The organism is Rhodococcus sp. IEGM 1351 (genome assembly GCF_030056875.1).
GTDB lineage: Bacteria > Actinomycetota > Actinomycetes > Mycobacteriales > Mycobacteriaceae > Rhodococcus_F > Rhodococcus_F opacus.
The window spans coordinates 139,260-165,739 of the sequence record NZ_JASHKU010000016.1 but is presented as its reverse complement, the minus strand read 5'-3'; the positions used below and the strand labels follow the sequence as shown (position 1 = coordinate 165,739).

At 69.0% G+C, this 26,480-nt stretch carries 31 protein-coding genes; 23 read left to right on the top strand and 8 right to left on the bottom strand.

What is annotated here, in order from left to right:
- The first annotated feature begins 28 nt into the window (after positions 1–28).
- Positions 29–796 carry a methyltransferase domain-containing protein gene (locus tag QM806_RS26425; RefSeq protein ID WP_283293337.1) on the top strand — a complete coding sequence of 256 codons (768 nt, stop codon included), beginning with the start codon at positions 29–31 and terminating at the stop codon, positions 794–796.
- A 42-nt stretch (positions 797–838) separates the two neighbouring features.
- On the opposite strand, the gene QM806_RS26420 is transcribed toward QM806_RS26425, so the two are convergent.
- Complete coding sequence (locus QM806_RS26420) at positions 839–1,408, bottom strand: TetR/AcrR family transcriptional regulator (RefSeq protein WP_159929630.1); 570 nt, start codon at positions 1,406–1,408, stop codon at positions 839–841.
- A 98-nt stretch (positions 1,409–1,506) separates the two neighbouring features.
- Here QM806_RS26420 and QM806_RS26415 point away from each other — a divergent pair, with 98 nt between their 5' ends.
- Together QM806_RS26415 and QM806_RS26410 are read left to right on the top strand one after the other, a co-directional pair.
- Entirely contained in the window at positions 1,507–1,770 is a 264-nt protein-coding gene (locus tag QM806_RS26415; protein WP_095866246.1) for a hypothetical protein, read from the top strand.
- A 2-nt stretch (positions 1,771–1,772) separates the two neighbouring features.
- Entirely contained in the window at positions 1,773–2,303 is a 531-nt protein-coding gene (locus QM806_RS26410) for a DUF2269 domain-containing protein (protein ID WP_283293354.1), read from the top strand.
- A gap of 29 nt (positions 2,304–2,332) precedes the next feature.
- Here the strand turns inward: QM806_RS26410 and QM806_RS26405 are convergent, their stop codons facing one another.
- From QM806_RS26405 to QM806_RS26385, 5 genes are all read right to left on the bottom strand, one after another.
- Positions 2,333–2,773 (bottom strand): SRPBCC family protein, encoded by a 441-nt coding sequence (locus QM806_RS26405; RefSeq protein WP_283293336.1) that lies wholly within the window; start codon positions 2,771–2,773, stop codon positions 2,333–2,335.
- Positions 2,774–2,867: 94 nt separating this feature from the next.
- Positions 2,868–4,124 carry a M23 family metallopeptidase gene (locus QM806_RS26400; protein ID WP_283293335.1) on the bottom strand — a complete coding sequence of 419 codons (1,257 nt, stop codon included), beginning with the start codon at positions 4,122–4,124 and terminating at the stop codon, positions 2,868–2,870.
- A 153-nt stretch (positions 4,125–4,277) separates the two neighbouring features.
- Positions 4,278–5,084 carry a cytochrome c biogenesis CcdA family protein gene (locus QM806_RS26395; protein ID WP_283293334.1) on the bottom strand — a complete coding sequence of 269 codons (807 nt, stop codon included), beginning with the start codon at positions 5,082–5,084 and terminating at the stop codon, positions 4,278–4,280.
- A complete protein-coding gene (locus tag QM806_RS26390) occupies positions 5,081–5,710 on the bottom strand; it encodes a TlpA disulfide reductase family protein (protein WP_283293333.1) in 630 nt (209 codons plus the stop codon). Before QM806_RS26390 ends, QM806_RS26395 begins: the two co-directional genes overlap by 4 nt.
- Positions 5,707–6,354, bottom strand: coding sequence for a TlpA family protein disulfide reductase (locus QM806_RS26385; RefSeq protein ID WP_283293332.1), 648 nt, complete (start codon positions 6,352–6,354; stop codon positions 5,707–5,709). The genes QM806_RS26390 and QM806_RS26385 overlap by 4 nt, the downstream gene beginning before the upstream one ends.
- 328 nt (positions 6,355–6,682) lie before the next feature.
- On the opposite strand from QM806_RS26385, the gene QM806_RS26380 reads away from it, so the two are divergent.
- From QM806_RS26380 to QM806_RS26360, 5 genes are all read left to right on the top strand, one after another.
- Positions 6,683–7,063: a BlaI/MecI/CopY family transcriptional regulator gene (locus QM806_RS26380; protein ID WP_054246277.1), complete on the top strand. Its 381-nt coding sequence runs from the start codon at positions 6,683–6,685 to the stop codon at positions 7,061–7,063.
- Positions 7,060–8,022 carry a M56 family metallopeptidase gene (locus QM806_RS26375; protein WP_283293331.1) on the top strand — a complete coding sequence of 321 codons (963 nt, stop codon included), beginning with the start codon at positions 7,060–7,062 and terminating at the stop codon, positions 8,020–8,022. The genes QM806_RS26380 and QM806_RS26375 overlap by 4 nt, the downstream gene beginning before the upstream one ends.
- Before the next feature lie 116 nt (positions 8,023–8,138).
- The gene (gene lpqS / locus QM806_RS26370) at positions 8,139–8,531 is read left to right on the top strand and encodes a putative copper homeostasis (lipo)protein LpqS (protein WP_283293330.1); all 393 of its coding nucleotides are present in this window, start codon (positions 8,139–8,141) and stop codon (positions 8,529–8,531) included.
- 107 nt (positions 8,532–8,638) lie between these two features.
- The gene (locus QM806_RS26365; RefSeq protein WP_283293329.1) at positions 8,639–9,751 is read left to right on the top strand and encodes a PLP-dependent cysteine synthase family protein; all 1,113 of its coding nucleotides are present in this window, start codon (positions 8,639–8,641) and stop codon (positions 9,749–9,751) included.
- Positions 9,748–11,037 carry an MFS transporter gene (locus QM806_RS26360; protein WP_283293328.1) on the top strand — a complete coding sequence of 430 codons (1,290 nt, stop codon included), beginning with the start codon at positions 9,748–9,750 and terminating at the stop codon, positions 11,035–11,037. The genes QM806_RS26365 and QM806_RS26360 overlap by 4 nt, the downstream gene beginning before the upstream one ends.
- 232 nt (positions 11,038–11,269) lie before the next feature.
- Here the strand turns inward: QM806_RS26360 and QM806_RS26355 are convergent, their stop codons facing one another.
- Positions 11,270–12,616: a glycoside hydrolase family 140 protein gene (locus QM806_RS26355; protein WP_283293327.1), complete on the bottom strand. Its 1,347-nt coding sequence runs from the start codon at positions 12,614–12,616 to the stop codon at positions 11,270–11,272.
- Between the two features lie 273 nt (positions 12,617–12,889).
- Here QM806_RS26355 and QM806_RS26350 point away from each other — a divergent pair, with 273 nt between their 5' ends.
- The 13 genes from QM806_RS26350 to QM806_RS26290 all read left to right on the top strand — a co-directional run bounded on the left by QM806_RS26350 (position 12,890) and on the right by QM806_RS26290 (position 24,385).
- A complete protein-coding gene (locus QM806_RS26350) occupies positions 12,890–13,072 on the top strand; it encodes a hypothetical protein (RefSeq protein ID WP_283293326.1) in 183 nt (60 codons plus the stop codon).
- Positions 13,073–13,229: 157 nt separating this feature from the next.
- A complete protein-coding gene (locus QM806_RS26345; protein ID WP_283293325.1) occupies positions 13,230–14,777 on the top strand; it encodes a multicopper oxidase family protein in 1,548 nt (515 codons plus the stop codon).
- 98 nt (positions 14,778–14,875) lie between these two features.
- Positions 14,876–15,697 carry a F510_1955 family glycosylhydrolase gene (locus QM806_RS26340; RefSeq protein WP_283293324.1) on the top strand — a complete coding sequence of 274 codons (822 nt, stop codon included), beginning with the start codon at positions 14,876–14,878 and terminating at the stop codon, positions 15,695–15,697.
- 5 nt (positions 15,698–15,702) lie between these two features.
- Positions 15,703–17,637 carry a copper resistance CopC/CopD family protein gene (locus QM806_RS26335; RefSeq protein WP_283293323.1) on the top strand — a complete coding sequence of 645 codons (1,935 nt, stop codon included), beginning with the start codon at positions 15,703–15,705 and terminating at the stop codon, positions 17,635–17,637.
- 140 nt (positions 17,638–17,777) lie between these two features.
- Positions 17,778–18,224: a DUF6153 family protein gene (locus QM806_RS26330; protein ID WP_283293322.1), complete on the top strand. Its 447-nt coding sequence runs from the start codon at positions 17,778–17,780 to the stop codon at positions 18,222–18,224.
- A 94-nt stretch (positions 18,225–18,318) separates the two neighbouring features.
- Positions 18,319–19,002 (top strand): DUF305 domain-containing protein, encoded by a 684-nt coding sequence (locus tag QM806_RS26325; RefSeq protein WP_283293321.1) that lies wholly within the window; start codon positions 18,319–18,321, stop codon positions 19,000–19,002.
- A 125-nt stretch (positions 19,003–19,127) separates the two neighbouring features.
- A complete protein-coding gene (locus QM806_RS26320; protein ID WP_283293320.1) occupies positions 19,128–20,360 on the top strand; it encodes a L,D-transpeptidase in 1,233 nt (410 codons plus the stop codon).
- Between the two features lie 157 nt (positions 20,361–20,517).
- Entirely contained in the window at positions 20,518–21,147 is a 630-nt protein-coding gene (locus QM806_RS26315) for a TVP38/TMEM64 family protein (protein WP_283293319.1), read from the top strand.
- A 141-nt stretch (positions 21,148–21,288) separates the two neighbouring features.
- Complete coding sequence (locus QM806_RS26310) at positions 21,289–21,447, top strand: hypothetical protein (protein ID WP_283293318.1); 159 nt, start codon at positions 21,289–21,291, stop codon at positions 21,445–21,447.
- Between the two features lie 415 nt (positions 21,448–21,862).
- The gene (locus tag QM806_RS26305; RefSeq protein WP_283293317.1) at positions 21,863–22,072 is read left to right on the top strand and encodes a hypothetical protein; all 210 of its coding nucleotides are present in this window, start codon (positions 21,863–21,865) and stop codon (positions 22,070–22,072) included.
- Entirely contained in the window at positions 22,072–22,434 is a 363-nt protein-coding gene (locus tag QM806_RS26300) for a DUF1707 SHOCT-like domain-containing protein (protein ID WP_283293316.1), read from the top strand. The genes QM806_RS26305 and QM806_RS26300 overlap by 1 nt, the downstream gene beginning before the upstream one ends.
- 620 nt (positions 22,435–23,054) lie before the next feature.
- Positions 23,055–23,429, top strand: coding sequence for a BlaI/MecI/CopY family transcriptional regulator (locus QM806_RS26295; protein ID WP_283293315.1), 375 nt, complete (start codon positions 23,055–23,057; stop codon positions 23,427–23,429).
- A complete protein-coding gene (locus QM806_RS26290; RefSeq protein ID WP_283293314.1) occupies positions 23,426–24,385 on the top strand; it encodes a M56 family metallopeptidase in 960 nt (319 codons plus the stop codon). Before QM806_RS26295 ends, QM806_RS26290 begins: the two co-directional genes overlap by 4 nt.
- 270 nt (positions 24,386–24,655) lie before the next feature.
- Here the strand turns inward: QM806_RS26290 and QM806_RS26285 are convergent, their stop codons facing one another.
- Positions 24,656–25,006 (bottom strand): DUF4229 domain-containing protein, encoded by a 351-nt coding sequence (locus QM806_RS26285; RefSeq protein WP_283293313.1) that lies wholly within the window; start codon positions 25,004–25,006, stop codon positions 24,656–24,658.
- Positions 25,007–25,176: 170 nt separating this feature from the next.
- Between QM806_RS26285 and QM806_RS26280 the strand changes: the two genes are divergently transcribed.
- Together QM806_RS26280 and QM806_RS26275 are read left to right on the top strand one after the other, a co-directional pair.
- Positions 25,177–25,827 (top strand): TlpA family protein disulfide reductase, encoded by a 651-nt coding sequence (locus tag QM806_RS26280; protein ID WP_283293312.1) that lies wholly within the window; start codon positions 25,177–25,179, stop codon positions 25,825–25,827.
- A gap of 92 nt (positions 25,828–25,919) precedes the next feature.
- Positions 25,920–26,480, top strand: coding sequence for a TlpA disulfide reductase family protein (locus QM806_RS26275; protein WP_283293353.1), 561 nt, complete (start codon positions 25,920–25,922; stop codon positions 26,478–26,480).

Genomic DNA, 26,480 nt, shown 5'->3' with positions numbered 1-26,480 from the left:
GTCAACATGAAGTCGCACGCTGGCTGTCATGTCAACCACCAACACTTCCACCGACACCGACACCGAGGCGCTCGTCGCGCTCCTCGACATCATCGACAACTACCCCGGTGCCGCGGCGCTGCGAGCACGATCGATCGAACTTTTGGCCGCGCCGCCGGGGGCTACGGTCCTCGACGTGGGCTGCGGCGCCGGCCGCGCCGTCGCCGAGATGACCGAGCAGGGATGGGATGCGCTCGGGATCGACCTGGACGAGCACATGCTGGCCATCGCCCGCAGGCGGTGGCCACACTGCCGATTCGAGAAAGCGGATGCAGCCTCGCTTCCGCTCGCCGACCACTCGGTGCGGGGATACCGGGCGGAGAAGGTCTTTCACGACATCGCCGATCCCAGCTCGGCGCTCACCGAGGGGCACCGGGTGCTGGCCCCGGGCGGGCGCATCGTCCTGATCGGGCAGGACTGGGACGGATTCTTCATCGACTCCGACCATCCCGAGCTCACGCGCACCATCGTCCACGCGCGCGCCGACACCGTCGCCGCACCGCGGGCGGCCCGCCGCTACCGCAACCTCCTCCTCGACACCGGCTTCACCGACGCCCAGATCGAAGTTCACACCGGTGTGTTCACCGACCACACGCTGCTGCCGATGCTCACCGGCATCGCCCACGCCGCCGCCGCGGCCGGCGCGATCACGTCCGAGGAAGCCGAGGACTGGATCGGTGACCAGACGCGCCGCGGGCAGGCGGACCGGGGTTTCGTGGCGATTCCGCTGTTTCTCGCGCACGCCGACCGGCCCTGAGACCCGCGCGCCCCACCGGCGGTGGGGGTGCGGAGATCGCGGTCAGCGCTGCGGCCGCAGTCCGGCCAGGATGATCGCGACGAGCCGGTGCACGGCGGCGGGTGAGTCGAGTCCTTCGGCCGCGGTGACCGCGTGCAGCACGTACCAGGTCAGCTCATCGGCGGTGGCGTCGTCGCGGACCTCGCCCACCCCCGCCGCGTCGGTGAGCAGGTCGCGGACGAACGCGTGCAAATGTTGCTGTGCGCGGGCCACGTGGTCGCCGCGGTGCAGCCCCGCCGCGATCGCACCGGTGTGGTGATGCGCGAGGATCTGCGCGTACGCCTCGAGCACCGCCGCCAGGCGGGCGCCGGGGCCGGCGGTGCGGTCGCGGACCTCGGCGAGATGGTGCAGGTGGCCGGCGATCTGGCGCTCGTGCCAGGCGGTGAGGATGGCGTCGACGTCGGGGAAGTACTTGTACAGGGTGGCTCGCCCAATCCCGGTGCGCTCGGCGATCTTCGACATGGTCACCGCCGCGAGCCCGGATTCGGCCACCACTGCCGCGGCGGCGTCCATGGTCGCCTCTCGCACCGCCTGGCGATGCGAGGCGATGGTCTCGTTCCACAGCTTGGGCACCCTCGAAGTATACGCAACGCCGCGCTATCGACAACATGCCTTGGTATGTGACAGTGTGTATCACAAAAGTTGTCTTGTGTATGAGGGAGCTGCCGCCGATGACCGATCCCACTCCCACCCCGCCGCCCCCGCACCGCGGAGCCGGCGGCAGCCCCGAGCACCGGACGCCGCGCTGGGTGAAGGTGGTCGGCATCGTCGTCGGCCTGCTGCTCGTGCTGGTCGTCGCCGTGATGCTGTTCGGTAGCGGCAACCACGGTCCGGGCCGGCACATGTCAGCCCCCGCCACCGTGGTGCACCCGGCGACCGGCTTCGACGCCGGCCGCACCCTGCCGGAGGCGCTGACCGGGCCGATCGCACTGTGACGATGTCGCCGACGGTGCGCAAGCTCGCGCGGACCGTGCACATCGGGGCCTCGGCGGGCTGGCTCGGTGCCATCGTCACGTACCTGGTGGTGGCCGCGGCCACGCTGATCAGCTCCGATCCGGACCAGGTGCGCGGGGGCTATCAGGTGATGGCGATGCTCGCCGACGCGGTGCTGCTGCCGTTGGCGCTGGCCTCGCTGGTCACCGGGTTGATCTGCTCGCTCGGCACAGCGTGGGGCTTGCTGCGCCATTACTGGGTGCTGTTCAAGCTGCTGCTGAACATGGCCGCCACCGTGGTCCTGGTGCTCTACACCCGCTCGATCGAGTACGCCGCGACCGTCGCGGCGCAGCCGAGCTGGTCGCAGGCCGACCGGGATCTGCTGCGGGACCCGACCCACCTCGTGCATGCCACCGCCGCCCTGATCGTGGCGCTCGCCGCGCTGGTGCTGGCGGTGTACAAGCCGCGCGGGATGACCGCATACGGGCACCGGAAGGCGCTGCGGAACCGGGCGGCGGCCAGTACGTCGACATAAAGTCGCGCCCTGCTCGAGACCGGGGGCGGTTACTCTGCGAGGGTTTCGAGTAATGCCTTGAGGTTTCGGAGGTTGGCGGCGAAGTCTCTGCGCAGGCTCGCGGCGACCACCCGGTCAGCGAGGGCGAACAGTCCCTTCTGCTCCATCCGCATGTGGCAGCTCAGCCGGGTTCCCTCGGCGGTCTCCTCGGTCCGGTACGACACCTCGAAGCGGCTCGGTCCGGACGCACCGGTGAACGTGATCTCCGCGTTCGGCTCGTAGCGGGCGTATTCGTTGATCAGGTCCAGCTTCCGACCCAGAAACTTGCGGACGACAACATGTTTGGTGCCCACCCCGGGTGGTCCGTCGGTGATCCGCCGGACCTGCTCGAGTCCGTTCTGCCAGCGGGGTGCGTTGGTCTGGTCGGCAATGAAGGCGAAGACCTCGCCGATGGGGCGTTCGATGACGATGCTGCCCTCGACGTCGATCATCGGTGACCACCGTCCCTTTCCACCGCTGCTATGCAGCTGCACGCGCTCTGCCGATTGTCCGTCCGGTTGCGGAGAAGGAAGAACAGCGGTCAGCTCAGTCGAGTCCGACGATGGAGGCGCCGCGCTTGGCCAGCCACTTGACGGGGTCCACGATTTCCCCGTCCGGGTCTTCGATTTCGAAGTGCAGGTGCGGGCCGGTGGAATTGCCGCGGTTGCCGACGGTGGCGATCTGCTGTCCGGCCTTGACCCGCTCCCCCACCTCGACCAGGTTGTCGTTGTTGTGGCCGTAGGTGGTGATGGTGCCGTCATCATGCCGGATCCGGACCCACAGTCCGAAACCTTGGGCGGGTCCGGCGTCGATGACTTCACCGTCGGCGACGGCGACGATCGGTGCGCCGAGGGTGTTGGCGATGTCGATGCCTTCGTGGCCGCGTCCATCCCCCATGGTGGCGGTGACGGTTCCCGCGCTGGGTGCCACGAATTCTTTGGTGCCGGGGCGATTCCAGGTGCGCGGCTGCTGCGGAGCCGCCGCGCCGCCCTCGGTCTCGTCAGCACCGGTCTCGTCAGCACCGGTCGCGTCACCGGTCGCGTCACCGGTCGCGTCACCGGTCGCGTCGTCGGCGGTCCCGTCGGTGTCGGTGCCGTCGTGGGTGTGGGATCCGCCGGTGTCCGCCTCGGGTGAAGGGGCCTCGGTGTCCTCGGCGCCCTCGGGGTCGGGGTGCTCGCTCTGCGGACCGGCGGCGGCCTCGGCCTCACCCGTTCCGGCACCGGTGCCGGTGGTCTGCTCCTCGTCCGGGTTCGGAGCGGTGGCCTCGGCGAGCGCCGAGTCGGGTGCCGCCGCAGCCTCGGCCGGGTCGGTGGCGTGGTCGAAGGTGCCAGGACCGGAGGATTCGGAGACGTCGCCGAGTTCGAGTGCGGCGAGCAACCTCGGCGCGATGCCGCCGTCGACGGCGCCGAGTTCATCGGCGCAGGCGCCGAGCACCTCGGCGGCGGCGGACCCGGCGGCGAAACCGCTCAGGCATCCGGCGAGCAGGTGCTGGGCCTCGAACGTGTCGGCGAGCGAGCCGTTGGCCTCGGCGTTCCGCAGGCTGGCGGCCGCGATGTTCGCGACGGTCTGCCAACGACTGGGATCGACCACCACCACGTCCGGCTGTGCCGCGTCGGCGACCATGGTGACCGCGTCGGCCAGCGCCGCGGCGAGCGCGGACGACGAATCCGCGTGGCCGGGATGGGCGGCCGAGGCGGGCGGGGCCGTAAGGACCACCATCGCCGCCGCCGTGGAGGCGCCCAGGCACAGGGTGGGCAGTCTTCTCGTGCAGGCGGTCAGCGTCGCTGAGGTGATTCCGCGCATCGCAGGTCCCTTCTGAGCAGTCACGCCGGGGTTTCGGCGGCGAAGCAAACACATGGACCGGCGCGACAAAGTCAAGACGACACGCCGTAACGCTAATACACTTTCTTCACTTCTGTGCCGCTATTCACTTGTTTCCCACGGTTCCCACCAGGGTCAGATGGGGAGGACGACGGCAGTGACGAACTCGTCCCGAATCCAGGCGACGAACACATCCCAGGCGCCGGTGAGCAGGGCGAGCCCGACTACGACGAGGGTCAGGCCCCCCAGGATCCGGAGGGTGCGCGAGTGCCGCCGCAGCCAGCCGACACCGCGGATGGCCGCGGTGGAGCCGAAGGCGAGCAGGATGAAGGGCAGGCCCAGGCCCAGGCAGTAGGCGACGATCAGGGTGACCCCGCGGGCGGCGGTGGCGCCCTCGGTGCCGGCGGCCACCGACAGCACCCCGGCGAGGGTGGGACCCAGGCAGGGGGTCCACCCAAGCCCGAACACGGCCCCGAGCAGTGGGGCGCCGGCGAGGTGGGAGATCCGCCGCGGATGCGGGCGGGTGTCTTTCTGCAGGGCCGGAATCGCGCCGAGGAAGGCCATCCCCATCACGATGGTGACCACACCGCCGATCCGCCCGAGCAGTTCCCGGTTCAGTTGCAGCACGCTGATCGCCCCGAACACCGATGCGGTGGCGAGGACGAACACGACGGTGAAGCCGGCGACGAACAGGATCGCGGCGCCGGTGACCCGCCAGCGGGTGGCCGTGCGCACCCCGGCCCCACCGCCGGGGGTGGACTCGGTTTCCGCGCCGGTGATCCCGGCCAGATACGACAGGTAGCCGGGGACGAGGGGGATGCAGCACGGGGAGGCGAACGAGATCAGCCCGGCCAGGGCCGCGGCGCCGAGGGCCAGCAGCATCGGTCCGGTGGCGGCGGCGGTCTGGAAGCTCGATCCGAGTTCCTGGGCGAGGACGGTCATCTCGGCGCTCCCGTCTCGGCCGCCACGCGTTCGATGACCGGTTGGAGGTCCTCGGTGAGCAGGGCGCGCAGGTACACCGCGGCGACCCGGTGGTTGCGGTCGAGGACGAGGGTGGAGGGGATGACGCTGGTGGGATAGCTGCCGCCCAGGGCCAGCAGGGTGCGCATGGGTGGGTCGTAGATCGAGGGGTAGGTGACGGCGTTGTCGACGACGAAGTCCTGCGCCTTGTCGCGTTGGGGGTCGCGGACGTTGATGCCGAGGAACGCCACCCCGAGGCCCGCGGTGGCGGTGTAGGCGCGTTCGAGGTCGTCGGCCTCGCTGCGGCAGGGGGCGCACCATTGGCCCCACAGGTTGATCACCACGACCTTGCCGGTGGAGTCGGACAGTGACACCGGTTGGTCGGTCATCAGGTCCGGTCCGGACAGGGCGCCGATGGTGCCCCGGGTCTGGGGTGGGTCGTAGAAGATGTCCGTCTGCCCTCCCGGGGCGACGAAGTCGAACGTGCCGCCCTGGGCGACGGCGTCCGCGCCGGTGCTACAGCCGGCCGTGGTGAGCAGAGCCGCGCAGACGGTGGCGAGGGCTGCTCTCCGGCGAACCGTGCGCCGCGGCGGCTTCGGTGTGGTCATGGCATCAAGTCGCTGACGGCTCGGTGGATCTGGGCGGGGTCGTCGAAGGTCGCGGGCGTGATGATGCGCGCAATCGAGCCATCCGGGCGGAGCAGGAAGCTCAGCGGCAGCACCGGCGGTGCGGCGAGGGCGCCGCGGAAGGCGGCGGCATCGGTGTCACCGAAGGAGGGATAGTGCGCCCCCAATTCGGTGAGCAGCGCGAGCGCGGCGGTGGAGCTGTCTTCGACATCGATGCCGACCACCCGGATCGCGTCCGGGGTGTGTGCGTAGGCCTCGAGGGCGGGGATCTCCTCCCGGCAGGGCCCACACCAGGAGGCCCACACGTTGATCAGGGTCGGCTCACCGCTCAGGGCGGCACCGAAATCGACCTCGGTGGTCGATCCGAGGCAGCGGGCGGTGATTCCTCCCAGCGCTCCGGCGTCGACGGTCTCTGCCTTTGCGGTCGGACACGGCTGTAGCGCTGCTGCGGCGGCGAGTCGGCCCAGTTCGGCCTGGTCGCTTCCGCGGCCCGTCGCGATTGCGGTGGGCGGTCCGGTGGAGGGGTCGTCATCGTTTTGTCCTGGCCAGAGCGCGACGATCAACACAACGATCACCGCCAGAACCGGCACAAGCCAGCGGACTCCGACCGGCAGGGGGCGACTCATACCGTGGTTCTCTGAATCCGGAAGACTCTCAATCGATTACGAGGGCATCATCATCGAGCACATGTCACACATCTGACACATCTGGCCGCTCATCATCATCATCTGACAGTCCCACCACGCCTGCAGATTGCTCATCATGTCCAGCATCGTTTCCCCGCCTCCTCGTCGAGATTCACATCAGTTTCCGACCTCAATCTACGTACTACGTACGTAGATAGTAGATAGTGGGTGTTTTGTGACGTCGCCGCAGGTGGGTGCGCAGGACCGAGGCGCGGGAAGCGGGTCGGGACGTCGTACGCTGGGACGACGAAGACGGTGGGAGGGCGCGATGCGGGTGCGCGGGTTCGGAGAACTCGAAGCGGTAGTGATGGAACGGCTGTGGGATCGAGAGGGATCGACCACGGTTCGTGAGGTGTTCGACGACATGGCCCGGGGCCGCGAGATCGCCTACACCACCGTGATGTCGACGATGGACAACCTGCACCGCAAGGGATGGCTCGAGCGCGAGCGCAGCGGCAAGGCCTTCCGGTACTGGCCCACCCTGACCAGGGAAGAGCACAGTGCCCGGTTGATGCGTGAGGCCTTCCACTCCGGCGGCAGGTCCGATGTGGTCTTGACCCACTTCTTCGAGCAGATGAGCGAGGAGGAGGCCGCCGGCCTCCGGGTGGCGTTGCAACGCATGGCCACCGACGAGGACGCCGCCCAATGATGAGCGCAGCGGCCTGCTTCCTGCTGTTCAGCGGGCTCGTTGCCGTCCTCGGCCCACCGGTGTTGCGGCGCCTCACCCATGGTGGCCTCGCGCCGCGTCTGGGTGTGATCGCCTGGTCGGCGGCCATCGCCGCCGTGGTGCTCTCGTGGGCGATGGCCGCACTGCTGGTGGTGGTCGACCTTTCCCGGTATCGGGCTCGTCCCGGTGAGTCGATGTTCGGGGCCTGCCTTGCCCGCCTGCAGGAGAGCATCGGCGATGCCGACACCGCATTCGAGGTGGCCGGTGTCGCGGCGGCCACGGCAGTGGTGTCGATCACCGTGTGGATCACCGGCCGACTCGCTATCGGGCTGATGCGGCTGCGTATCCGCACCCACGATCACGCCCGCCGGGTCCGCCTCATCGGCCACCAGGTGCGCGGTGTCGACGCCGTGGTCATCGACAACCCCGAGCGCGTCGCCTACTGCGCCTCCGGGCGACCGCACGCCGTGGTGATCACCACCGCCGCCCTCGCCGCACTCGATGACCGGCAGGTCCAGGCAGTCCTCGCCCACGAACGCGCCCATCTGGCCGGGCACCACGCTCAGATCCTGGCCGTCCTGCGCGTGCTCGCCGCCTCGTTGCCCGGGATGACCCTGTTCACCGCCGGTGCGGTGGAGGTCGGCCGCCTGCTGGAGATGTGCGCGGACGACCGTGCCGCCCGTGCGCACGGCTCGCGGGCCCTGCTCTCGGGGCTGCTCGCGTTGTGCGCTCCGGCCCAGGTTCCCGACGGGGCCCTCGGCGCCGGCAATATCGCCCTGCTGGACCGGGCCGGACGACTGGCGTCACCCCCGCGGCGGGCCGAGAAGGTGCGGGTGTGCCTGCTGTCGGCAGCCGTGGTCGCGATGGTGACCGCCGCCCCGCTCGCGTTGGCTGTCCTCGAGGTGACCGGAACCATGTGGTGCCTGCCGATGGCTTCCTGACCAGTGGATATCACCCTAGGGAGGCACTGGTGGCCGCCGATCACCTGGACCGCCGCCCAGGTACGCGCTGCTACAGTCGGGAAATTGTGACGGCCCTTGCGATACGCCCCCCGCGTATGCGGACGGTTATTGCGGTCGCCGCTGCCCTCTATCTGCTCGCCCACACGATCGCCCAGTGCGGGATCTTTCTGGCGCACGATCATCAGGGTGAGGACGTGCACGTCTCCTCGTCCACGACCTCGTTGCCCGCCGAGGAATCCGCTCCCGGGCACGCGCACATCGATGACGGATCGACCCACCTGTCGCACGAGGCGCACAGCGTCGTCGCCATGCCCCGCTCCGACAATCCGCTGCGCCCGCTGACCGTCGCCGCGGTCGTCGCGATCGCCCTGGCCGTGGTGCTGGTGCTGATGTCGGTGCCGCTGACCCCGCGGGCGCCGCCGGATCTACCCATTCCCATCCGGCACGGCCGGACCGTTCTGAACGAACTCTGTATCAACAGGTGCTGATCAGCAGCCCGCAGGCCATCTGAGGACTTTGGTCCTCGTGGCCCAGCTCGTGCTGCCCATCACTCACTTACTGCCGTCGTCGCAGTCAGATACAGGGATTACTCATCATGAACAGTGCTGTTCCCTCCACCCTCGTTCCGCCGTCCGCCGGCCACCTGCTGACCACCGCCGGCCGTTGCCCGCAACCGAGCACCATGGTCGGCAACACTCCCGTCCTGTGGATCGGGGAACCGTTCGCCGACACAGGCCGGGGCTTCTGGGCGAAGCTCGAAGGCAGCAACCCCGGCGGGATGAAGGACCGCCCCGCCCTGCACATGGTCGAGAAGGCCAAGGCGCGCGGCGACCTCGCACCCGGGGCGATGATCATCGAATCCACCAGCGGAACCCTCGGGTTGGGTCTGGCCCTGGCCGGAATCACCCATCACCATCCCGTCACCCTGGTCACCGACCCCGGCCTGGAGCCGATCGTGCACAACATGCTCGCCGCCTACGGCGCCCACGTCGAGTTGGTCACCACACCGCATCCCACCGGCGGCTGGCAACAGGCCCGGCGGGAGAAGGTCCGCGAACTCCTGGGCGCCCATCCGGGGTCGTGGTGCCCGGATCAATACACCAACCCGGACAACGTCGACGCGTACGAGTCACTCGCCCTCGAACTGATCGCCCAGCTCGGCCGGGTCGACACCCTGGTCTGCTCGGTGGGCACCGGCGGACACTCCGCCGGCGTCGCCCGCGTGCTGCGCCAGTTCTGCCCCGACCTGAAACTGGTCGGCGTCGACACCGTCGGATCGACCATCTTCGGGCAACCCGCCAGTACCCGGCTCATGCGCGGGCTGGGCTCGAGCATCTACCCCGACAACATCGACTACCCCGCCTTCGACGAGGTGCACTGGGTGGCCCCCCACGAAGCGGTCTGGTCCTGCCGGACCCTGGCGGCCACGCACCACGCCAGCGGCGGCTGGAGTGTCGGTGCCGTCGCCCTGACGGCGGGCTGGATCGCCCGCACCAGCCCGCCGGAGACCCGGGTCGCGGCCATCTTCCCCGACGGCCCGCAGCGCTACTTCGACACCATCTACAACGACGACTACTGCTCCGAGCACGGCCTGCTCGACGCCAACCCGCCCACCGAACCGGCGACCATCGACCACCCGACCGACCACGTCGTCCAGTCCTGGACCCGGTGCGCCACCGTGGTCGACCCCACCGAGAGCGCTTCATGAAGAACCTTCTGACTCAGTTCCGCAGCTTCGACCGGCCCAGCCAGGTGCTGATGGTCAACCAGTTCTCCATCAACGTCGGCTTCTACATGCTGATGCCGTATCTGGCCGGGTACCTGGCCGGTCCACTGGGACTGGCGGCGTGGGCGGTCGGGCTGGTGCTGGGCATGCGGAACTTCTCCCAGCAGGGGATGTTCCTGCTCGGCGGCACCCTCGCCGACCGGCTCGGGTACAAACCGCTCATCGTCGCCGGCTGTCTGCTGCGGGTCGCCGGTTTCGTCCTGCTCGCGGCCGTGGAATCGTTGCCGGCGATCCTGCTGGCCTCGGTGGCCACCGGGTTCGCCGGGGCGCTGTTCAACCCGGCCGTGCGGGCCTATCTGGCCGCCGACGCCGGGCCCAGGCGGGTCGAGGCGTTCGCCACCTTCAACGTCTTCTATCAGGCCGGCATTCTGCTGGGCCCCCTGGTCGGGCTCGCCCTGACCACCCTCGATTTCCGGGTCACCTCGCTGGCGGCGGCCGCGGTCTTCGCCGTGCTGACGATCGTGCAGATCTGGGCGCTGCCCGCGCATCGGGCCGAGACGGCCGCGGCCACGACCTCGGTGCTCGAGGACTGGCGGGTGGTGGTGGCCAACCGGCCCTTCGTGCTGTTCGCACTGGCGATGATCGGGTCCTACGTGCTCTCGTTCCAGATCTATCTGGCGCTGCCCCTGCAGGCGGCGGTGGTGGTCGGTGACGACCGGTCCGACACCGCGCTGGTGACCTCGCTGTTCGTGGTGTCGGGGGTGGTGGCGATCGCCGGGCAGCTACGGATCACCTCGTGGTTCTCTCACCGGTGGGGTTCGGGACGCAGCCTGGTCGTCGGGATGGCGGTCATGGCGCTGGCCTTCCTTCCGCTGATCCTGCTGCCCAGCCCGGCCGCCCTCGGCGGGTGGGCCGCCGCCGGTGCCCTGGTGCTGACCGCCGCCCTGTTGGCCGTCGGCACGGCGGCGGTGTTTCCGTTCGAGATGGACACCGTTGTCGCCCTGTCCGGTGGCAGGCTGGTCGCCACCCACTACGGCTTCTACAACACGGTCGTCGGGGTCGGCATTCTGCTCGGCAACCTGGGCACCGGCGCCGTCTTCGGGATCCTGCGCGACGCGAACCTGGGGGCGCTGATCTGGGTTGCCCTGACCGTCGTCGGGGCGGTGTGCGTGACCGCCCTGTATCTACTCGACCGGTCCGACCGGCTCTCCCCACCCTCGGCCGAAACCGCGGTGCCCGAGGACGACGAGGTACCGGCCGCCAGCTGATAGCGAGAGCGTGCGGCCATCGCCGAGCCGGACGGGTCGGTGGGGACGAAGCTCGGCTGGTGCCGCGTGGTCTCCGGGACGGTTGGGTCGATCTCCCGCAGCTTCGTCATCTCCGTAGTGGAGCGGGGAGATGCGCCGTGAGCCGTGCCACCAGATCGACCACACGACAACCGGTGACAGTCCTGTCGCTGTAGCCGATCCTCGGCCCGGGTCGTACCGGCCGAGGATCGGCTCACGAGGTCAGGACGAGGAGCCAATCGTTGCGACCATCGGCATTCGCACCTGGCGTGGTGAAGGTTGCCGACATGGGGACGGGGCGCCTCCCGCCGGACGTCGGATCTATCCACGTTGCGCGAGCCCCGGGGGCCATCGCCGAGGTGGTCACCGAGATCGTGCGTTGGGTAGGCAGGTAGATGACTGCCAGGTGGCCGTCCGGAGTCCTTGCGGCTGTCACGTAGTCGTTCTCCAGGACGTCCTTCGCCTCGTCGGTCTGCAGTTCCGTGCCGCGTCCCGCGGTGACCAGCTCGTTCGCGGTGTCCGGCACCAGCTGCCACCACGCAAGCGTCGAGAACAGGGTTCGCAACTGCGTGATCTGGGTGAGCGCGCGGGTCGACAACCGCTGCTCCCACCCGTCGTGGAACTCCCAGTCGTCACTGCCGACGAACTCGCCGGCCGCGCCGGAGGTGAGCGCCCAGAGCACCTGCCGGCGAAGGGTCTCGTCCGTGGTCGGTGGTGTCTGCGGATGGTTGTTCTCGCCTTCGTAGTTGGCCTCGCCGAGGACTGCCGGGATCGCCGGCTGCCGTCGGTAGGCGTCCAGCATTGCTTCATAGGTCGGGGGGTAGGTGTACACGAAGTTCCAGTCGACACGCCGTGCCCAGTAGGGGTTCTGGGTGGAGATCGACTGGGGATTGAGCTGCATTGTGAACGGTCGGCCGTCCCCCGCCTCGCGGACGCCGCGCATCATCGCGTCGATGCAGTGGTCGACGTCGCTGCCGCGTGCCGGGTCCTCGCTGGACGAGACGTAGTCGCCCCCAGACATCCAGACGATGTTGGGCAGGTCACGAAAGCGCTGTGCCACCTTGACGCCATAGCTGTGGCATTGCGCGATCGACTTGGGGACGAAGGAATGTCCGATGGTCCAACCGTCGATCGGGTAGAGCATGACCGTGATGCCGTGGTCGGCGGCTATCCGCAGGTACGCGGTCACCCGCTCCCAGTACGGCTCCTGCCACTGGAGGATGTCGCCGTTCACGAAGGGGACCAACCCATCGAACGTTGCGCCGTCATCGCTGGGCGCGCCGTTGCCTGTCGCCCCAATCAACGAGACGATGGCCGCGTTGAAGCCCTGCCTCCGGCGGTCCGCGAACCACAGCTGGGCCTGCTGCGGCGACAGTCTGGTCATCAGAGTCCAGGGGGAGTCGCCTTGCAGCAGGATCGGGTTGCCGTACTGATCGAGGAAGTAGCGACGACTGGGACTCACGGAGGTCACGAACGGCGGTCCTTCCGGTCTTGCTTCGCTGCCGGGAGCGGGCGTCGGCCAGGGCTCGAGTGGACTGCTCGCCGTGCCGGAGATGCTCATGCGCTGGCCTTGGTTGAATTGCCCTTGGTGAAGATGCCGCCACAGCACGTACGAACCGCTCGCGCTCACCACGAGTACCACTGCCAGGAGTGCAGGCCCCAAGATTCGCCAACGGCCGCGTCGCGTCGATCGCGGTGGTGGCATTATGTCGTCGCACCCTTTCGGAGCGTCCCGCTCACCCCGGACGCCGGCAGAGATCTCCGTCCAGCGCCCCGCACGCATCGCCGAAGCGGCCGTTACTCGGGGCTCCAACGCTATCTCCAGATCATCGTGATGTACATGCTGCTGGCTGCCGCCACCGCGCACATGCCGCGGTCGCCGACACGCTCGGCCGTGGTGGCGTTATGGTTCGCGGTCGGGCTCGCCTCGACTTCGGTCCGCGCCTACGCCGGTGCGATGATCTGGACGGCGTGGCGTCCTCGTCACCGCGCGGCATGTGCCGCACTTGTCGGCTAGGCCGACACTAGCCGTGAGATTCCGCCGCGGGCTTCGGATCCCTGCATCAACGCGCTGGTCAGACCCCACCCCCACCCATCTACTGTGTAACTACGTAGATTGGGGTGGGCTCTCGGCTGAGTCCCATGCCTCGTCGGCGCTCGAACAGGAGTTGTGCATGATCGAACAGTTCCCCTCCCCCGCCCACCTGTCGCGTCGGAATTTTCTGGTGCTGGCAGGCCTGGGCGCGGCCGCGACTGTGACCGCATGCAGCAGCGGCGGCACCCCACCGGCGACCACGTACGTCAGCCCGGACTCGACGGCCGTGAAGGCGGCGGAGCAGGTCCGCCGAACCAACATCGGGACCGGGAACACGGTCACGGCCTCGCTGAAAGCCGGCCCTACCCGGATCGATCTGGGCGGTGTCCAGGTCGACACCTGGGCCTACGACGACCGGATACCCGGCCGGGAAATCCGGCTGCGCCGTGGGGATCTGCTGCGCGCCGAGCTGACCAACGACCTGCCCGCCGAGTCCACCATCCACTGGCACGGCCTCGCGCTGCGCAATGACATGGACGGGGTACCCGGGCTGACCCAGTCCGCCATCGCCCCCAGCGCTCCGTTCACCTACGAATTCCTCGCCCCCGACGCCGGTACCCACTGGTTCCACCCGCATGTCGGAATGCAATTGGACCGGGGCCTCTACGCCCCGGTCATCGTCGAAGATCCCGCCGAGGGCGCCGACTACGACCTCGAGGCCGTCCTGGTCCTCGACGACTGGCTCGACGGGGTGGCCGGACGCACCCCCGACCAGCAACTCGGCACCCTGCGCCGGGACGGGATGCCGATGAGCGGCATGGGAATGGACCACGGCGGCATGTCCGGCATGACCGGCATGGGCGCCGCGACCGATCCCGCCAACCCGCTGGGCACCGACACCGGGGACGTGGACTACCCCTACTACCTGATCAACGGCACCCTCGGCGCCGACCCGTTCTCGGTGCGGGCCCGCCCCGGGCAACGCGTGCGGTTGCGGATCATCAACGCCGGGGCAGACACCCCGTTCCGCCTCGCGGTCGGGGGCCATCAACTGACCGTCACCCACAGCGACGGATATCCGGTGCAGCCGGTCACCGGGTCGTCGCTGCTGATCGGCATGGGCGAACGCTTCGATGCGATCGTCACGCTCGGCGACGGGGTCTTCCCCATCGTCGCCTCGGCCGAGGGCAAGCAGGGTCAGGGTTTCGCCGTGATCCGCACCGGGGCCGGGCGGACACCGGACGCGGCCGTCCGGCCTGCCGAACTCGACGCACCGCCGATCACCGGCCTGGCGCTGCGCTCGCGTGAGGACGTCCGGCTCGAACGCCGTACCCCCGACCGGGTGCACGATCTGATGCTGGGCATGGACATGTCCGGGTACCGGTGGACGATCAATGGCGCCACCTACGACCAGCACACCCCGCTCGAGATCGCCGAGGGGCAGCGGGTGCGGTTGCGGTTTGTCAACCAGACCATGATGTTTCACCCCATGCACCTGCACGGGCACACCTTCCAGGTCGTCGGCGACCACGGCGCCGGTGCCCGTAAGGACACCACGTTGGTGCTGCCGAACCAGACCGTCGAGGTGGACCTCGACGCGGACAACCCCGGTCAGTGGCTGGTGCACTGCCACAACCTCTATCACGGTGAGGCCGGGATGATGACCACCCTGTCCTACACCGAATAACCTCGGCCGCAACAGGTTCCGACCCCATCATCTGGGGCGGATCGTCGATGCGGTCTGACCTTCCGTTCCTCCCGTCGAGTACAGAATGAGATTTGAAGATGCCTGCCCACCGGTTCACCCGCACCCTGCTGCCCACCGGCATCGCCGCCCTGCTCGTCCTCGCCGGCTGCTCCTCGGAAGCCGACGAGACCACCACACCGGACGCCTCCGTGCCGACGGTGGATTTGCGTTCCGAACTGACCCATCTGCACGGACTGCACGTCGATGCCGACGGCACCGTGCTGGCCGGCACCCACACCGGCATCTTCACCATCGACGCCTCCGGCTCCACGTCCCGCGTCGGCGCCTCCGACGACGACTTCATGGGCCTGACCGGCGTCCCGAACACCGACACCGTCTTCGCCTCCGGACACCCCAGCGCGTCCAGTTCCGCCGCGAACCCGCTGGGGCTGCGCAGCAGCACCGACGGCGGCACCAGCTGGGTGGACCGCTCCCTGGCGGGAGAAGTCGATTTTCATACCCTGACCACGGACGGACGCGTCCTCGTCGGGTTCGACGGCACCGACGGGCTGCTCGTCTCGACCGACGGCGGCACCACCTGGGCACCGGGCGCGAGGCTGGTCGCCGCCGCGCTGGCGATCACCAACTCCGGGGTGTGGGCGGTGACACCGGCGGGTCTGGAACACAGCAACACCGGCGCCCGCGCGTTCTCGCCCGTGCCGGGCGCCCCGCGCCTGGTGATGATCGCCGGCGCCGGCGATGCCCTGTGGGGAATCGACGAGGACGGGTACGCCTGGCGAAGCAGAGAAGGGCAGGACTGGCAGAAGCGTTCCCAGGTCGGCACCGTCGAAGCGCTGACCGCAGCCAACTACGACACCGCCTACGCCGCCACCTCCCGGTCGCTCTACACCCTGAACTGACCGCCATGCCCACCCTCGCCCGCCCCCTGTTCCGAGGACTCGTCCTCGTGTGGGCCTCGATAGCGATCGCGGGCGCCGGAGCGGGGGTGGCCGGAGCCCATCCCACCCTGCTGTTCACCGACCCCGGAGCCGACACCGCGGTCTCCGCTCCCCCGCAGTCGATCACGTTGATGTTCAACGAGCCGGTCACCCCCGCGGCGCCCGCGATCCTCGTGCACGACAACGCCGGCCGCGCAGTGCCGATGGGCGGCGCCGAAACCGCCCGGGACGGACGTGTTCTCACCGCCCGCCCGGCCGACACCTTGGCGCCGGGCACCTACACCGTGCGCTGGCAGGTGACCGGCGCCGACGGGGACCTGGTCGAGCAGGACTTCCGGTTCGCCGTCGGACTCGCCCTGACCGGCGACGGCAGTGCGGCCGCCGGTCAGTCGACGTCCTGGATCGATGCCGGGCTGCGGTGGCTGCTGTTCCTCGGGCTCGCCCTCGCGCTCGGCGGCCTGGTCGCCGAACGCGTCACCGCCACCGCCCGCACCGAGAATCCGGCGCTCCCGGTGCTGCGGTCTCCGGTGGTGGCCGGTGCCCTCATCGGGTTGGCCGGAGTCCTCGGACTCGGCGCCGCCCTGGCCGCATCCGCCGGCACCGTGAGCGTGCTGTGGCAGGAAGAACCAGGCCTCGTATTACTCACCGAGGCCGCCGGATTGGCGTTGGCCGCCGCGGTGGCATCGGCCGGCCGCCGGGTGTGGGCGGCGATACCGATGGTGCTGGTGGTCGCCGCGGAGGGGGTGCGCTCGCACGCCAACGTCGCCGCACCCGGGTGGGGCGGTGCGCTGACCGCGACCCACCTGGCGGCCGCCGCGATCTGGGTCGGCGCCCTGGCGCACACGGTCCGCGCCGTGCTCGCCTGGTGGAGCGAGAAGCCCGCCGTGCGGTGGGTGGTGTCGGGATACACCCGGCTCGCGGTGTGGACCTTCCTGGTCGTCGTCGCCACCGGCACCGCCACCGCCCTGCTGCTGATCCCGGTCTCCGCCCTGCTGACCACCACCTACGGTCAGGTGCTGGTGGTCAAACTGGTGCTGGTCACCGCCGCCGCCGCGGTGGCGCTCGCGGCACGGTTGTCGTTGCGCGCCCCGGAGCGACTCCCCACGGTGCGGAATCGGATCCGGGCCGAAAGCGTGCTGCTGATCGCCGTCTTGGCGGCCAGCGCCGCCCTGGTCTCCACCCCACCCGCCGACAGCTCGCAGCAACCCGGTCCCCCGCCGCCGGTCGGTCCGGTCCTGCCCCTGGGAACCCTCGCCGGGCAGGTCGGGGTATCGGTCGCCGCCAGCGACGGGCAACTGGTGGTGCGGCTGTCCACCCCACGGCGCGGCGACTACTACGCCCCCGAACCGGGCCAGGACTTCACCTTGGCGGGGCGGATCGACTCGGCGGCAGGCGACGACAGCGCACTGGCCCTGCGCGGATGCGGACCGGGCTGCTTCGTCGCCCCGGCCACCTGGCAGAGCGGGGACAACGTGCTCACCCTCGGTGCGGCAGCACAGGGCTGGCAGGGCGGCACGGTCAGCCTGCTCGTGCCCTGGCCCACCTCCCCCGGCGGCGACGACCTCGCCCGCGCCGTCGCCGCCACCCGCGCCGAGGGCGATCTGACGGTCTACGAGACGGTGACCAGCGACACCACCGGCGCGGCGCCCGAGCCGCAGCGACTCGCCCTGCCCGCCGACTTCTTCCTGGCGCAGGAACCGTACGCCGACGGCACCGCCCCGCTGGCCGTCCGGCTGCCGCACCAGGGCGGGACCATGCGACTGGCGCTCGGCTACCCGGCCGCCGGAATGAACGTGCTGCTCACCCTCGACGACGCCGGACGGATCAGCGAGGAAACCCTCACCGACACCAAACATCTCGTCACCCGCAGATTCCTCTACCCAGAGCCCGGCAGACGATGACCGGGCGACGGGCCAGCGGGCGATCGCAGCGTCTCCGGGTTACCCGGGGCGGACAACCGACCGGTGGCGCCGCACCCCAGCGACACCGTCACCCGGTCGCGCCCTTCACCGCGTCGACCCCGACCCCGGTCAGTACCATCATGACTGTGAAAGCGCTGGGTACACCGACGATGCAGCAACTGCTGCGGGTGGCCGCTGTCGTGGCGGTGCTGTTCGGTGTCCTCCTCATGCATTCCTCCCCCCTCCTCGACCACTCGGCCGCACACCCCACCTCATCGGGGCATGATTCCGGTGCGCACGCGCACTCCCACGACGCGGCCACGGCGCTGATGACCCTCGGTGATCTCCCCGTCGTACTGGCCGAGACGGGCTGTGAGGGCAAGGACTGCAGCGACCACACGGGCCTGCATCTATGCATGGCCGTGATGACGATCGCCGCGGCGCTGGTCCTGGCCCGGTGGTACGCCACCGCCACCACCGGCGAGGCCGCGGTACACAGCCTGCGGGCCCTGCTGCGCCACCGCGCCGGCCGGGCGCCGCCGTGGACCACTCCGACCCTCGCGCAACTGTCGGTGTTGCGGGTGTGACAGGTGACCCACTTCAGGTGGGTCGCCTGCGTAGGCGTGTGTCGTGCACGCCTGCTTCACCTTTCACACACCGATCTTTCGAGGAGCCCTATCCATGTGGTCTTTGCGTCCCACTCGTGTCCGCGTCGTCCTGTCGGCCGCAGCCGTGTCCGGAGTCCTGGTTCTCGCCGGCTGTAGCGACAACAGCGGCGGCGGACATGACATGTCCCAGATGTCGAACAACACCTCGGGCACCACGTCGAGCAGCTCCACCACCGCCGCGGTGGAGACGAGCGCCTTCAACAACGCCGACGTGATGTTCCTGCAGATGATGTACCCCCACCACGCGCAGGCCGTCGAGATGGCGAACATGGTCGAGGGCCGCAGCACCAACCCGCAGGTTCTCGACCTGGCCAAAAATATTGCCGCAGCCCAGGGTCCGGAAATGGAACAGATGAGCGCGCTGCTCGCACGGCGGGGCATGGCTGTCCCCTCGACGGACGCCGGCGGCGGCATGAGCGGGATGAATCACGGCGGCACGAACGCCACGGCCGACGGTGGTGGCATGAGCGGGATGATGACGCCGGAGCAGATGACCGATCTGGCCGGCAAGAGCGGCGCCGACTTCGACACCGCCTGGCTGAACATGATGATCGAACACCACACCGGTGCCATCGAGATGGCTCAGACCGAGCTGGCGGACGGAGAAAACGCCGGCGCCAAGCAACTGGCCACCGACATCGTCAGTGCCCAGCAGGCGGAAATCACCACCATGCAGGGGCAGCTGCAACAGGGCTGACACCACGAGGGTGGGACCGCGCCCCCTCGCGGTCCCACCCTCCTTCCGCCGCCACACACGCGGCGTGCATCCCCACTTCTTCTCGACCCCGCTTCGCTGCCGCCTCGTCGGTATGGAGGAATCCCATGAACACTCGCCCACCCCGGCGGACCCCGATCTTGCTCGCCCTGGCGATCCTGATCGCGGTGCTGGCCGCGTGCGCCCCGTCCGGTACCGGGTCCTTGTCGAGCGGCGGCACTGATCCGGCCACCCCGGCAGCCCCCACGATCACCGTCGTCCCTGCCGATGGAACCGACACCGTCAACCCCGCGGATCCAGTGTCGGTGGAAACCGCCGGTGGCACAATCGAATCGGTCACGATGACCAACAACGAGGGCAAGGCCATCGAGGGCATCTTCACCCCCGACCGTATCGCCTGGAAACCCGGTGCCGCGCTGGGATACGGCAAGACGTACACCATCGCGGCCACCGCAATTCACGACGGCGGCGCCCGCACGGAGCGGACCAGCACCTTCTCCACCGTCAAACCGGGCAACCTCACCAAACCGACGTTCGTCACCTCCGGCGGCAATCTCCTCGCCGACGGCGGCACCTTCGGCGTCGGCATCGTCGTCGTCACCCACTTCGACGAGCCGATCACCGACCGCCCGGCCGCCGAGAAAACCCTGACCGTCGAAACCACGCCCCCGGTGCAGGGATCCTGGTACTGGGCCGACGATCAGAACGTGCACTGGCGTCCCCAGAACTACTACACGCCCGGCACGAAAGTGACCGCCCGGGCGAACGTCTACGGCGTCGACCTCGGTGGCGGACTATTCGGTCAGGAGGACGCTGTCACGTCGTTCACCATCGGAGACGCGCACATCTCCATCGCCGACGACACCACCAAACAGATCACCGTCACCAACAACGGCGAAGTCGTGCGGACCATGCCCACCTCGATGGGCATGGGCGGCAGCGAAACCATCAACGGGCAAACCCTCACGTTCTGGACCCAGCGCGGCATCTACACCGTGCTGGACAAGGCCAACCCCGTGATCATGGATTCCTCGACCTACGGGCTGCCGGTCAATTCCCGCCTCGGCTACAAGGAATCGATCAACTACGCCACCCGCATCAGTAACGACGGCATCTACCTCCACGAACTCGCCGACACCATCTGGGCGCAGGGCAACACCAACGTCTCCCACGGGTGCCTGAACCTCAGCCCCGACAACGCCCGCTGGTTCTACGACTTCTCCGTCCCCGGCGACATCGTCGAGGTCCGCAACACCGGCGGCGCCCCCCTCGAGCAGTGGCAGAACGGCGACTGGAGCGTGCCCTGGGAGCAATGGCAGGCCGGAAGCGCCCTGGCATGAAGGCACGATCATGGGGGCCGGTAACCCGCGACGAAGACGCCGCGGCAGCTGACGGCTCGGCTACGCGAGGATGATCGGTCGACCTGTCGCTCCGACCGCACGCACCCGCGAGAAATCCCGGTTGTCGGGGCCCCTCTCGTCCTGGCAGGTGACGAGGATGCTGTTCGACCGGAGAGTCCTTGTCGCCGTGACCGTATTGGCGGCGCTGGCAGTGGCAGCGGTCCTGCTTCCCCGCCCGTCGATCTCCCAGATGCGTGACTGGGCGGAGTCGGTGGGGCCGGGGTTCGTGCTGGTGTTCTTTCTGACCCAAGCGTTGGTGACGATCATGCCGGTGCCCCGAACGGTGTTCACCCTCAGCGCCGGACTGCTATTCGGGCCCGTTTCCGGGATCGCCGTGACGATCGCCGCAACGACGGTGAGCGCCGTGGTGGCGCTGCTGCTGGTGCGCGCGCTCGGGCGCAGGGCGGTCGAGGCGCGCCTGTCGCACCCCGCGGTCAGGGCGATCGATGCCCGCCTGGCCCGGCGCGGGTGGCTGGCGGTCGGCTCCCTGCGGCTCATCGCGCCGGCACCATTCGCGTTGGTGAATTACTGCTGCGCGCTCTCGTCGGTGCATCTGGTGCCTTACGCATCGGCGACTGTGGTGGGAATTCTGCCCGGCACGGTCGGGGTGGTGCTGCTCGGCGACGCGTTGACCGGTGAGACCAATCCGGCGCTGATGGTGGTGACGACGATCTGTGCGGCATTAGGAGTGGCGGGATTGCTGCTCGAATCCCGCCTGCCCGGTTGACGCGTACCTCGTACCGCATCAGGGGTACTTCGTCACGACGCAGTCCGCGTTGAAAAGTCGCTGAATCGAGGATCAAAACAGGGTGGACCAGTACGACGAGAACGGTGTGCGATCAGCCCGGCCACACCCAGGATCCACGCCGTGATCGGCAGCAGATGGTTGCCTGTCGCGGTCAGCACCGCCGCAGACCCCGGGCGGAAGCCGCCGTGGGTGCAGGTTGCGCAGGGTGACGTACCAGAAGATCGCGTCGTCACCGCCCACACCACCATGCAGTACGGGCACAGAGCCCCGATCTCGTAGAGGTTCTGGACGATCAGCTAGTGCACGAACACCACTGCCGCGGTGACCCCAACCCCGGGCGCCACCGTAGACCACTCCGACCCTCGCGCAACTGTCGTTGTTGCGACTGTGACAGGTGACCTACCGAGTGGGTCACCGTGCAGGCATGCACGTTTTCGCACCTGCTTCACACCATTCACGCACCGATGGTCCGAGGACCCGCGGCGCCCCGCTCAAGCGGTGGCAGAACGGGGACTGGTCCATCCGGTGGGATCAGTGGCAAAGCAGGTGGCGCGTTGTCTTGAACCCCGCGGCCGAGCATGCCCGGACGAGCGCGACAATCGCTCGCGGAGTCCCACCGCCCAGAACCTTAATCTACTATCTATGTACGGAGATAGTAGATGAAGGATTGTCCGTCCCACCGGTCGGAGGAGTCATGCAGCAGTTGCTTTGGGGTTTTGCGATCTTGGCCTGCCCGATCGGCATGGGCCTGATGATGTGGATGATGATGCGGCACGGCAAGGGCAGCCCCGAGGTCGGCACCGGCGGGGCGGACGAGACCGCACAGCAGCTTCGGCAGATGCGGGAAGAACTCGATGCGCTCCGGGCCGAGCGCAACGAGCCGAGCGCCCCGCGAGAGCCGTGATGCCGGCGGCGCATCGGTCCGCCTGGAAGGTGCCGGTCGCGACCGAGCGGTGGATGCGGGCGTCCGACGCCGACCGCGCCCGTGTCGTCCACACTCTCGAACACGAGGTCGGGACCGGACGGTTGACCCTCGACGAGTACTCGGATCGGGTGGCGGCGGCATACGGCGCGCGCACCCTCGGCGAACTCACGGTTCTGACCCGTGACCTTCCGACACTGAATCCGCGGCCGGTCGCGGCCCGGAACCGCAACGGGCGCAACCTTACCGCCCTGGCGCCGGTGGCCGGGCTGTTGATCGCCTTCGCCGGATCCCCGCCCGCAGCGGCGATGGCGGCGATGATGCCGGGTATGGGCTGCGGCTGACTGACAACGAGCCCTTTCTCCCCCGCGGGCGCATCGCACCACCCGCGTCCGTGCACAGACCCTGGCACTGCCGGTGACCGGTCGCCGGCGCGGGCGCCGCACTCCTCGGCGACTGGTGGGGTCTCGGACGGGGCTAGGCCGGCAGCCTCCGACCGGGGCCACGCCTCGCCGCGAGGCGCAAGGCGCGAGGCGCAATCAGAACACTCACCGGGACGGTTCCGCCGAACTCGCGGTGAGCCCGGCGGAGCCGGTCCGAGCGAGCAGCGTGCACGGGAGTCGGCAACGGCCATCGCCCTCGTGCCGCGCTCAGATCTCAGCTCGCGGTCACATGTTCATGTTCGCGCACATGTCACACATCTGGCCGCCCAGCATCATCATCTGACAGTTCCACCAGGCCTGAAGGTTCGCCAGCATATCCATCGTGAACTCCTTGATCTCGTGGCCCGGAGGACCCTCCGGCACCCATCTACGTTCTCCGTACGTAGATGGTATCTACCGGGGCGGTTCCTCCTCGCTCGACACCCGAAGGGTGTGTACACGAGACGCGGAGCCCTTAGTGTGCGTGTTCGCGGCGCACGCCTCCGACGTACTCTTGAGACGCCGACAGTGGGAGGTTTGCAGTGCGTGTGCGTGGATTCGGGGAACTCGAAGCGGTCGTGATGGAGCGGGTCTGGGACCGGGACGGGGTGACAACCGTCCGTGAGATCTTCGACGAACTCGTCGCGGACCGCGATATCGCGTACACCACGGTGATGTCGACGATGGACAACCTCCACCGCAAGGGGTGGCTCGAGCGGGAGAAGGCGGGCAAGGCGTTTCGCTATTGGTCCACCCTCACCCGGGAAGAGCACAGCGCCAACCTGATGCGCGACGCCTTCGACGGCGGCGGACGCACCGACGTCGTGTTGGCCCACTTCGTCGACCGGATGAGCGACGAGGAGTCGGCCAGTCTCCGCGCGGCCCTGCAACGCCTGACCGCCGAGGATGCGGGATGAGTGTCGCCACCTGCCTGCTGCTCTACAGCTTCGTCGTCGCGGTCCTCGGTCCGCCGCTGCTGGTACGGCTGGCCCACAGTGGCGTCGCCCCGCGTCTCGGGGTGACCGCATGGATCGCCGCCCTCGCCAGCGTGACCCTGTCCTGGGCGGGCGCCGCGGTCTTCGTCGGCGTGGAACTCGCGCGCATGGGTACCCGGCCGGGCCGGGAGTTGCTCGACTCCTGCTTCGCCAGTCTGCGCGAGATCGTCACCGGCCGCGCCGGGGTGGTCCTGCAGGCCGGGCTGTTGATGCTCTCCGCGGCGGCAATCCTGGTGCTCTTCCTGGTGATCGGGCGGGTGTGCCGCCGGATGCTGAGCATGCGTAGCCACACCCACGGTCATGCCCGGATGACCCGCATCGTCGGGCGCCGCATCGCCGGGATCGATGCCATCGTCCTCAATGCCCCACAACGGGCCGCCTATTGCGTGGCGGGCCGCCCGAACGCAATCGTGGTGACCAGTGCCGCGCTCGACGCCCTCGATCGCCGTCAACTCGATGCCGTCCTCGCCCATGAGCGGGCGCACCTGAGCGGCCGGCACCTGCAACTGCTCGCCCTGATTCGGGGCCTTGCCGCGAGTCTTCCCCGGATGGCCCTGTTCACCACCGCCGAGACCGAAGTCGCTCGACTGCTGGAAATGTGTGCGGACGACTCCGCCGCCCGCACCCATGGGTCACGCACCGTCCTGACCGGCCTGCTCGCGCTCTCCGGTGGACCGCTGCCGACCGACGCCCTGGGCGCCACCGGCGTCGCGGTCCTGGACCGCGCGCAGCGACTCGCTGCCCCGTCGCCGCCCACCGATCGTGCACGGGTGCGGGCGCTGCTCACCGCGACGACCACTCTGATCACGGCAGGACCGCTGGTCACCGCGCTCCTGGCGGTCTCCGGTGTGATGCTGTGTGGTCCGATGGCCCTGTAGCACGCGTTCGAACGCCCGGGCGCCTGCCTCCTGTTGCTTCGCGCCCCCGTCGTAGGGCGTGCGGTGCCCCTCGCCCCCCACCATCTACTATCTACGTAGGTACTACGTAGGTAGTCTGTGCGCCGGAGGCGTTCGACCAGATCAGAGGAGCAAAGCATGACCGAACTGCTGACCAACCTGCAGGCCTGGTGGGACTGTCAGATGATGATGGCCACAGGCATGTGCGACATGTGCGCCGGAATGATGTGCTGCTGAGTCACCGCTGACAGGTCAGCGCTGCGCGCGGGCGTCGCGCCGTCGGTCGTCGATCGCGATGACGTCCTGATTGATCCGGCGGCGCAACGACCGGAACGCCACCGCGGAGATGGCGACACCGGCCAGCAGCGCGCCCATCGACGACAGCATCAGCGGCAACCCGAGGCCGAAGACCCGGTCGACTCCGATCAGCAGCGCCACCAGCGCGGCGATCACCGTCAAACGTGCCGCGGTGTAGAGCAACACCAGGCGGATCAACCGCACCACCGAGGTATCGGCCGATGGGCGGGGTCCCGATTCGCGACTGGGTGCCGGGGTGGCGAGGGTGTTCGCCGGACGGTGTCCGGCCGGGGGTGACGGCGTCATGAGTTTTTCCTTCTTTCGCCCGCTCCGGGTCTCGCGCTGCCGGGCTACCTGCGGCGCAGTCGCCGCCCCGCGGAAGGTGGGGCGGCGGACGAACCACGCTAACTACTATGCACAATAGTAGTTGAGGGTCTGGGCTCTCGACCGATCGCTACATCCATGAAGGGACGCCGGTGCAAACTGGGACACGATGGCTGGTCTTTTTCCTGGCGGTGATCGTGGCGCTGATCGCGGCGATCTGGCCTCGCTCGGACGATCCCGAAGCACCCGAGGCGCGCGCTACCGCTGGTGAGGGTGCCGTCTCGGTGGACGGCGCCGGTGAGCCTGTCGACGTTTCCGAGTTGTCCCGGATGGCGGCCGAGGCTGGCCTGCGGCCGTGCCCGACCCCACCGTCGCTCGCGCCGGTCGGCGCGGCGCTGGGTGGGGTGTCGGCGCGGTGCCTGGGTTCGGCGCAGGCGGTCGATCTCGGCGGCGCGCTGAGTGGTGAACCGACGTTGATCAATGTGTGGGCGTCCTGGTGCGGCCCGTGCCGTGAGGAAATACCCGTGCTCGAGTCCTATGCGAATCAGCCCGACTCGGTCCCCGTCGTGGGGATCAACGTTCAGGACGATCCGATAGCCGCTGTGAGGTTGTTGGCCGAACTCGGCGCCCACTATCCCTCGTTCGGCGGGGCCGACGCGGCCCTGCAGGCATTGGCGGCGCCGCCGGTGCTGCCGTTGAGTTTCGTTGTGCAACGGGATGGTTCGGTCGATCGGATCGTCACCCCGGCGGTCTTCTCCGACCCGGCCGAGGTCCGGTCCGCGGTCAGTGGGTTGATCCGATGACCCCTCGCGTCTTCTCGATGATCGGTCGGCGACCGCTGCGGTGGTCCCGCCCAGGTTGGCGTGCCCGGGTGCTCACGGTCCTCGCTGTCGGCATGGCAGCGGTTCTCGGGGCCTCCGGGTGCGCGTCCGGGACCGACGCGGTCGCCCAGGGCGGCACCTTCGACTTCGTTGCGCCGGGCGGGCAGACGGACATCCTCTACGACCCGCCGGAGAGCCGGGGGAAGGTCGGTCCCCTCTCCGGGCCCGATCTGATGGCCGAGGACCGGACCGTGTCGCTGTCGGACTACGACGGGCAGGTGGTCGTGATCAACCTCTGGGGTCAGTGGTGCGCGCCGTGCCGCTCCGAGGCCGACGACCTCGAACAGGCGTATGAGGCCACCCGGGATCTCGGTGTGCAGTTCCTGGGAATCAATGTGCGCGATCCGCAGCGCGACAAGGCGCAGGACTTCGTCATCGACAACCAGGTGACGTATCCGTCGATCTACGACCCCCCGATGCGCACCCTGATCGCCCTCGGCGGCAGCTACCCCACCAGCGTCATCCCCTCCACGCTGGTGCTCGACCGCCAGCACCGCGTCGCCGCGGTCTTCCTGCGGGCCTTGCTGGCCGAAGACCTGCAACCGATCCTCGAACGTCTGGCGGCGCAGCAGTGA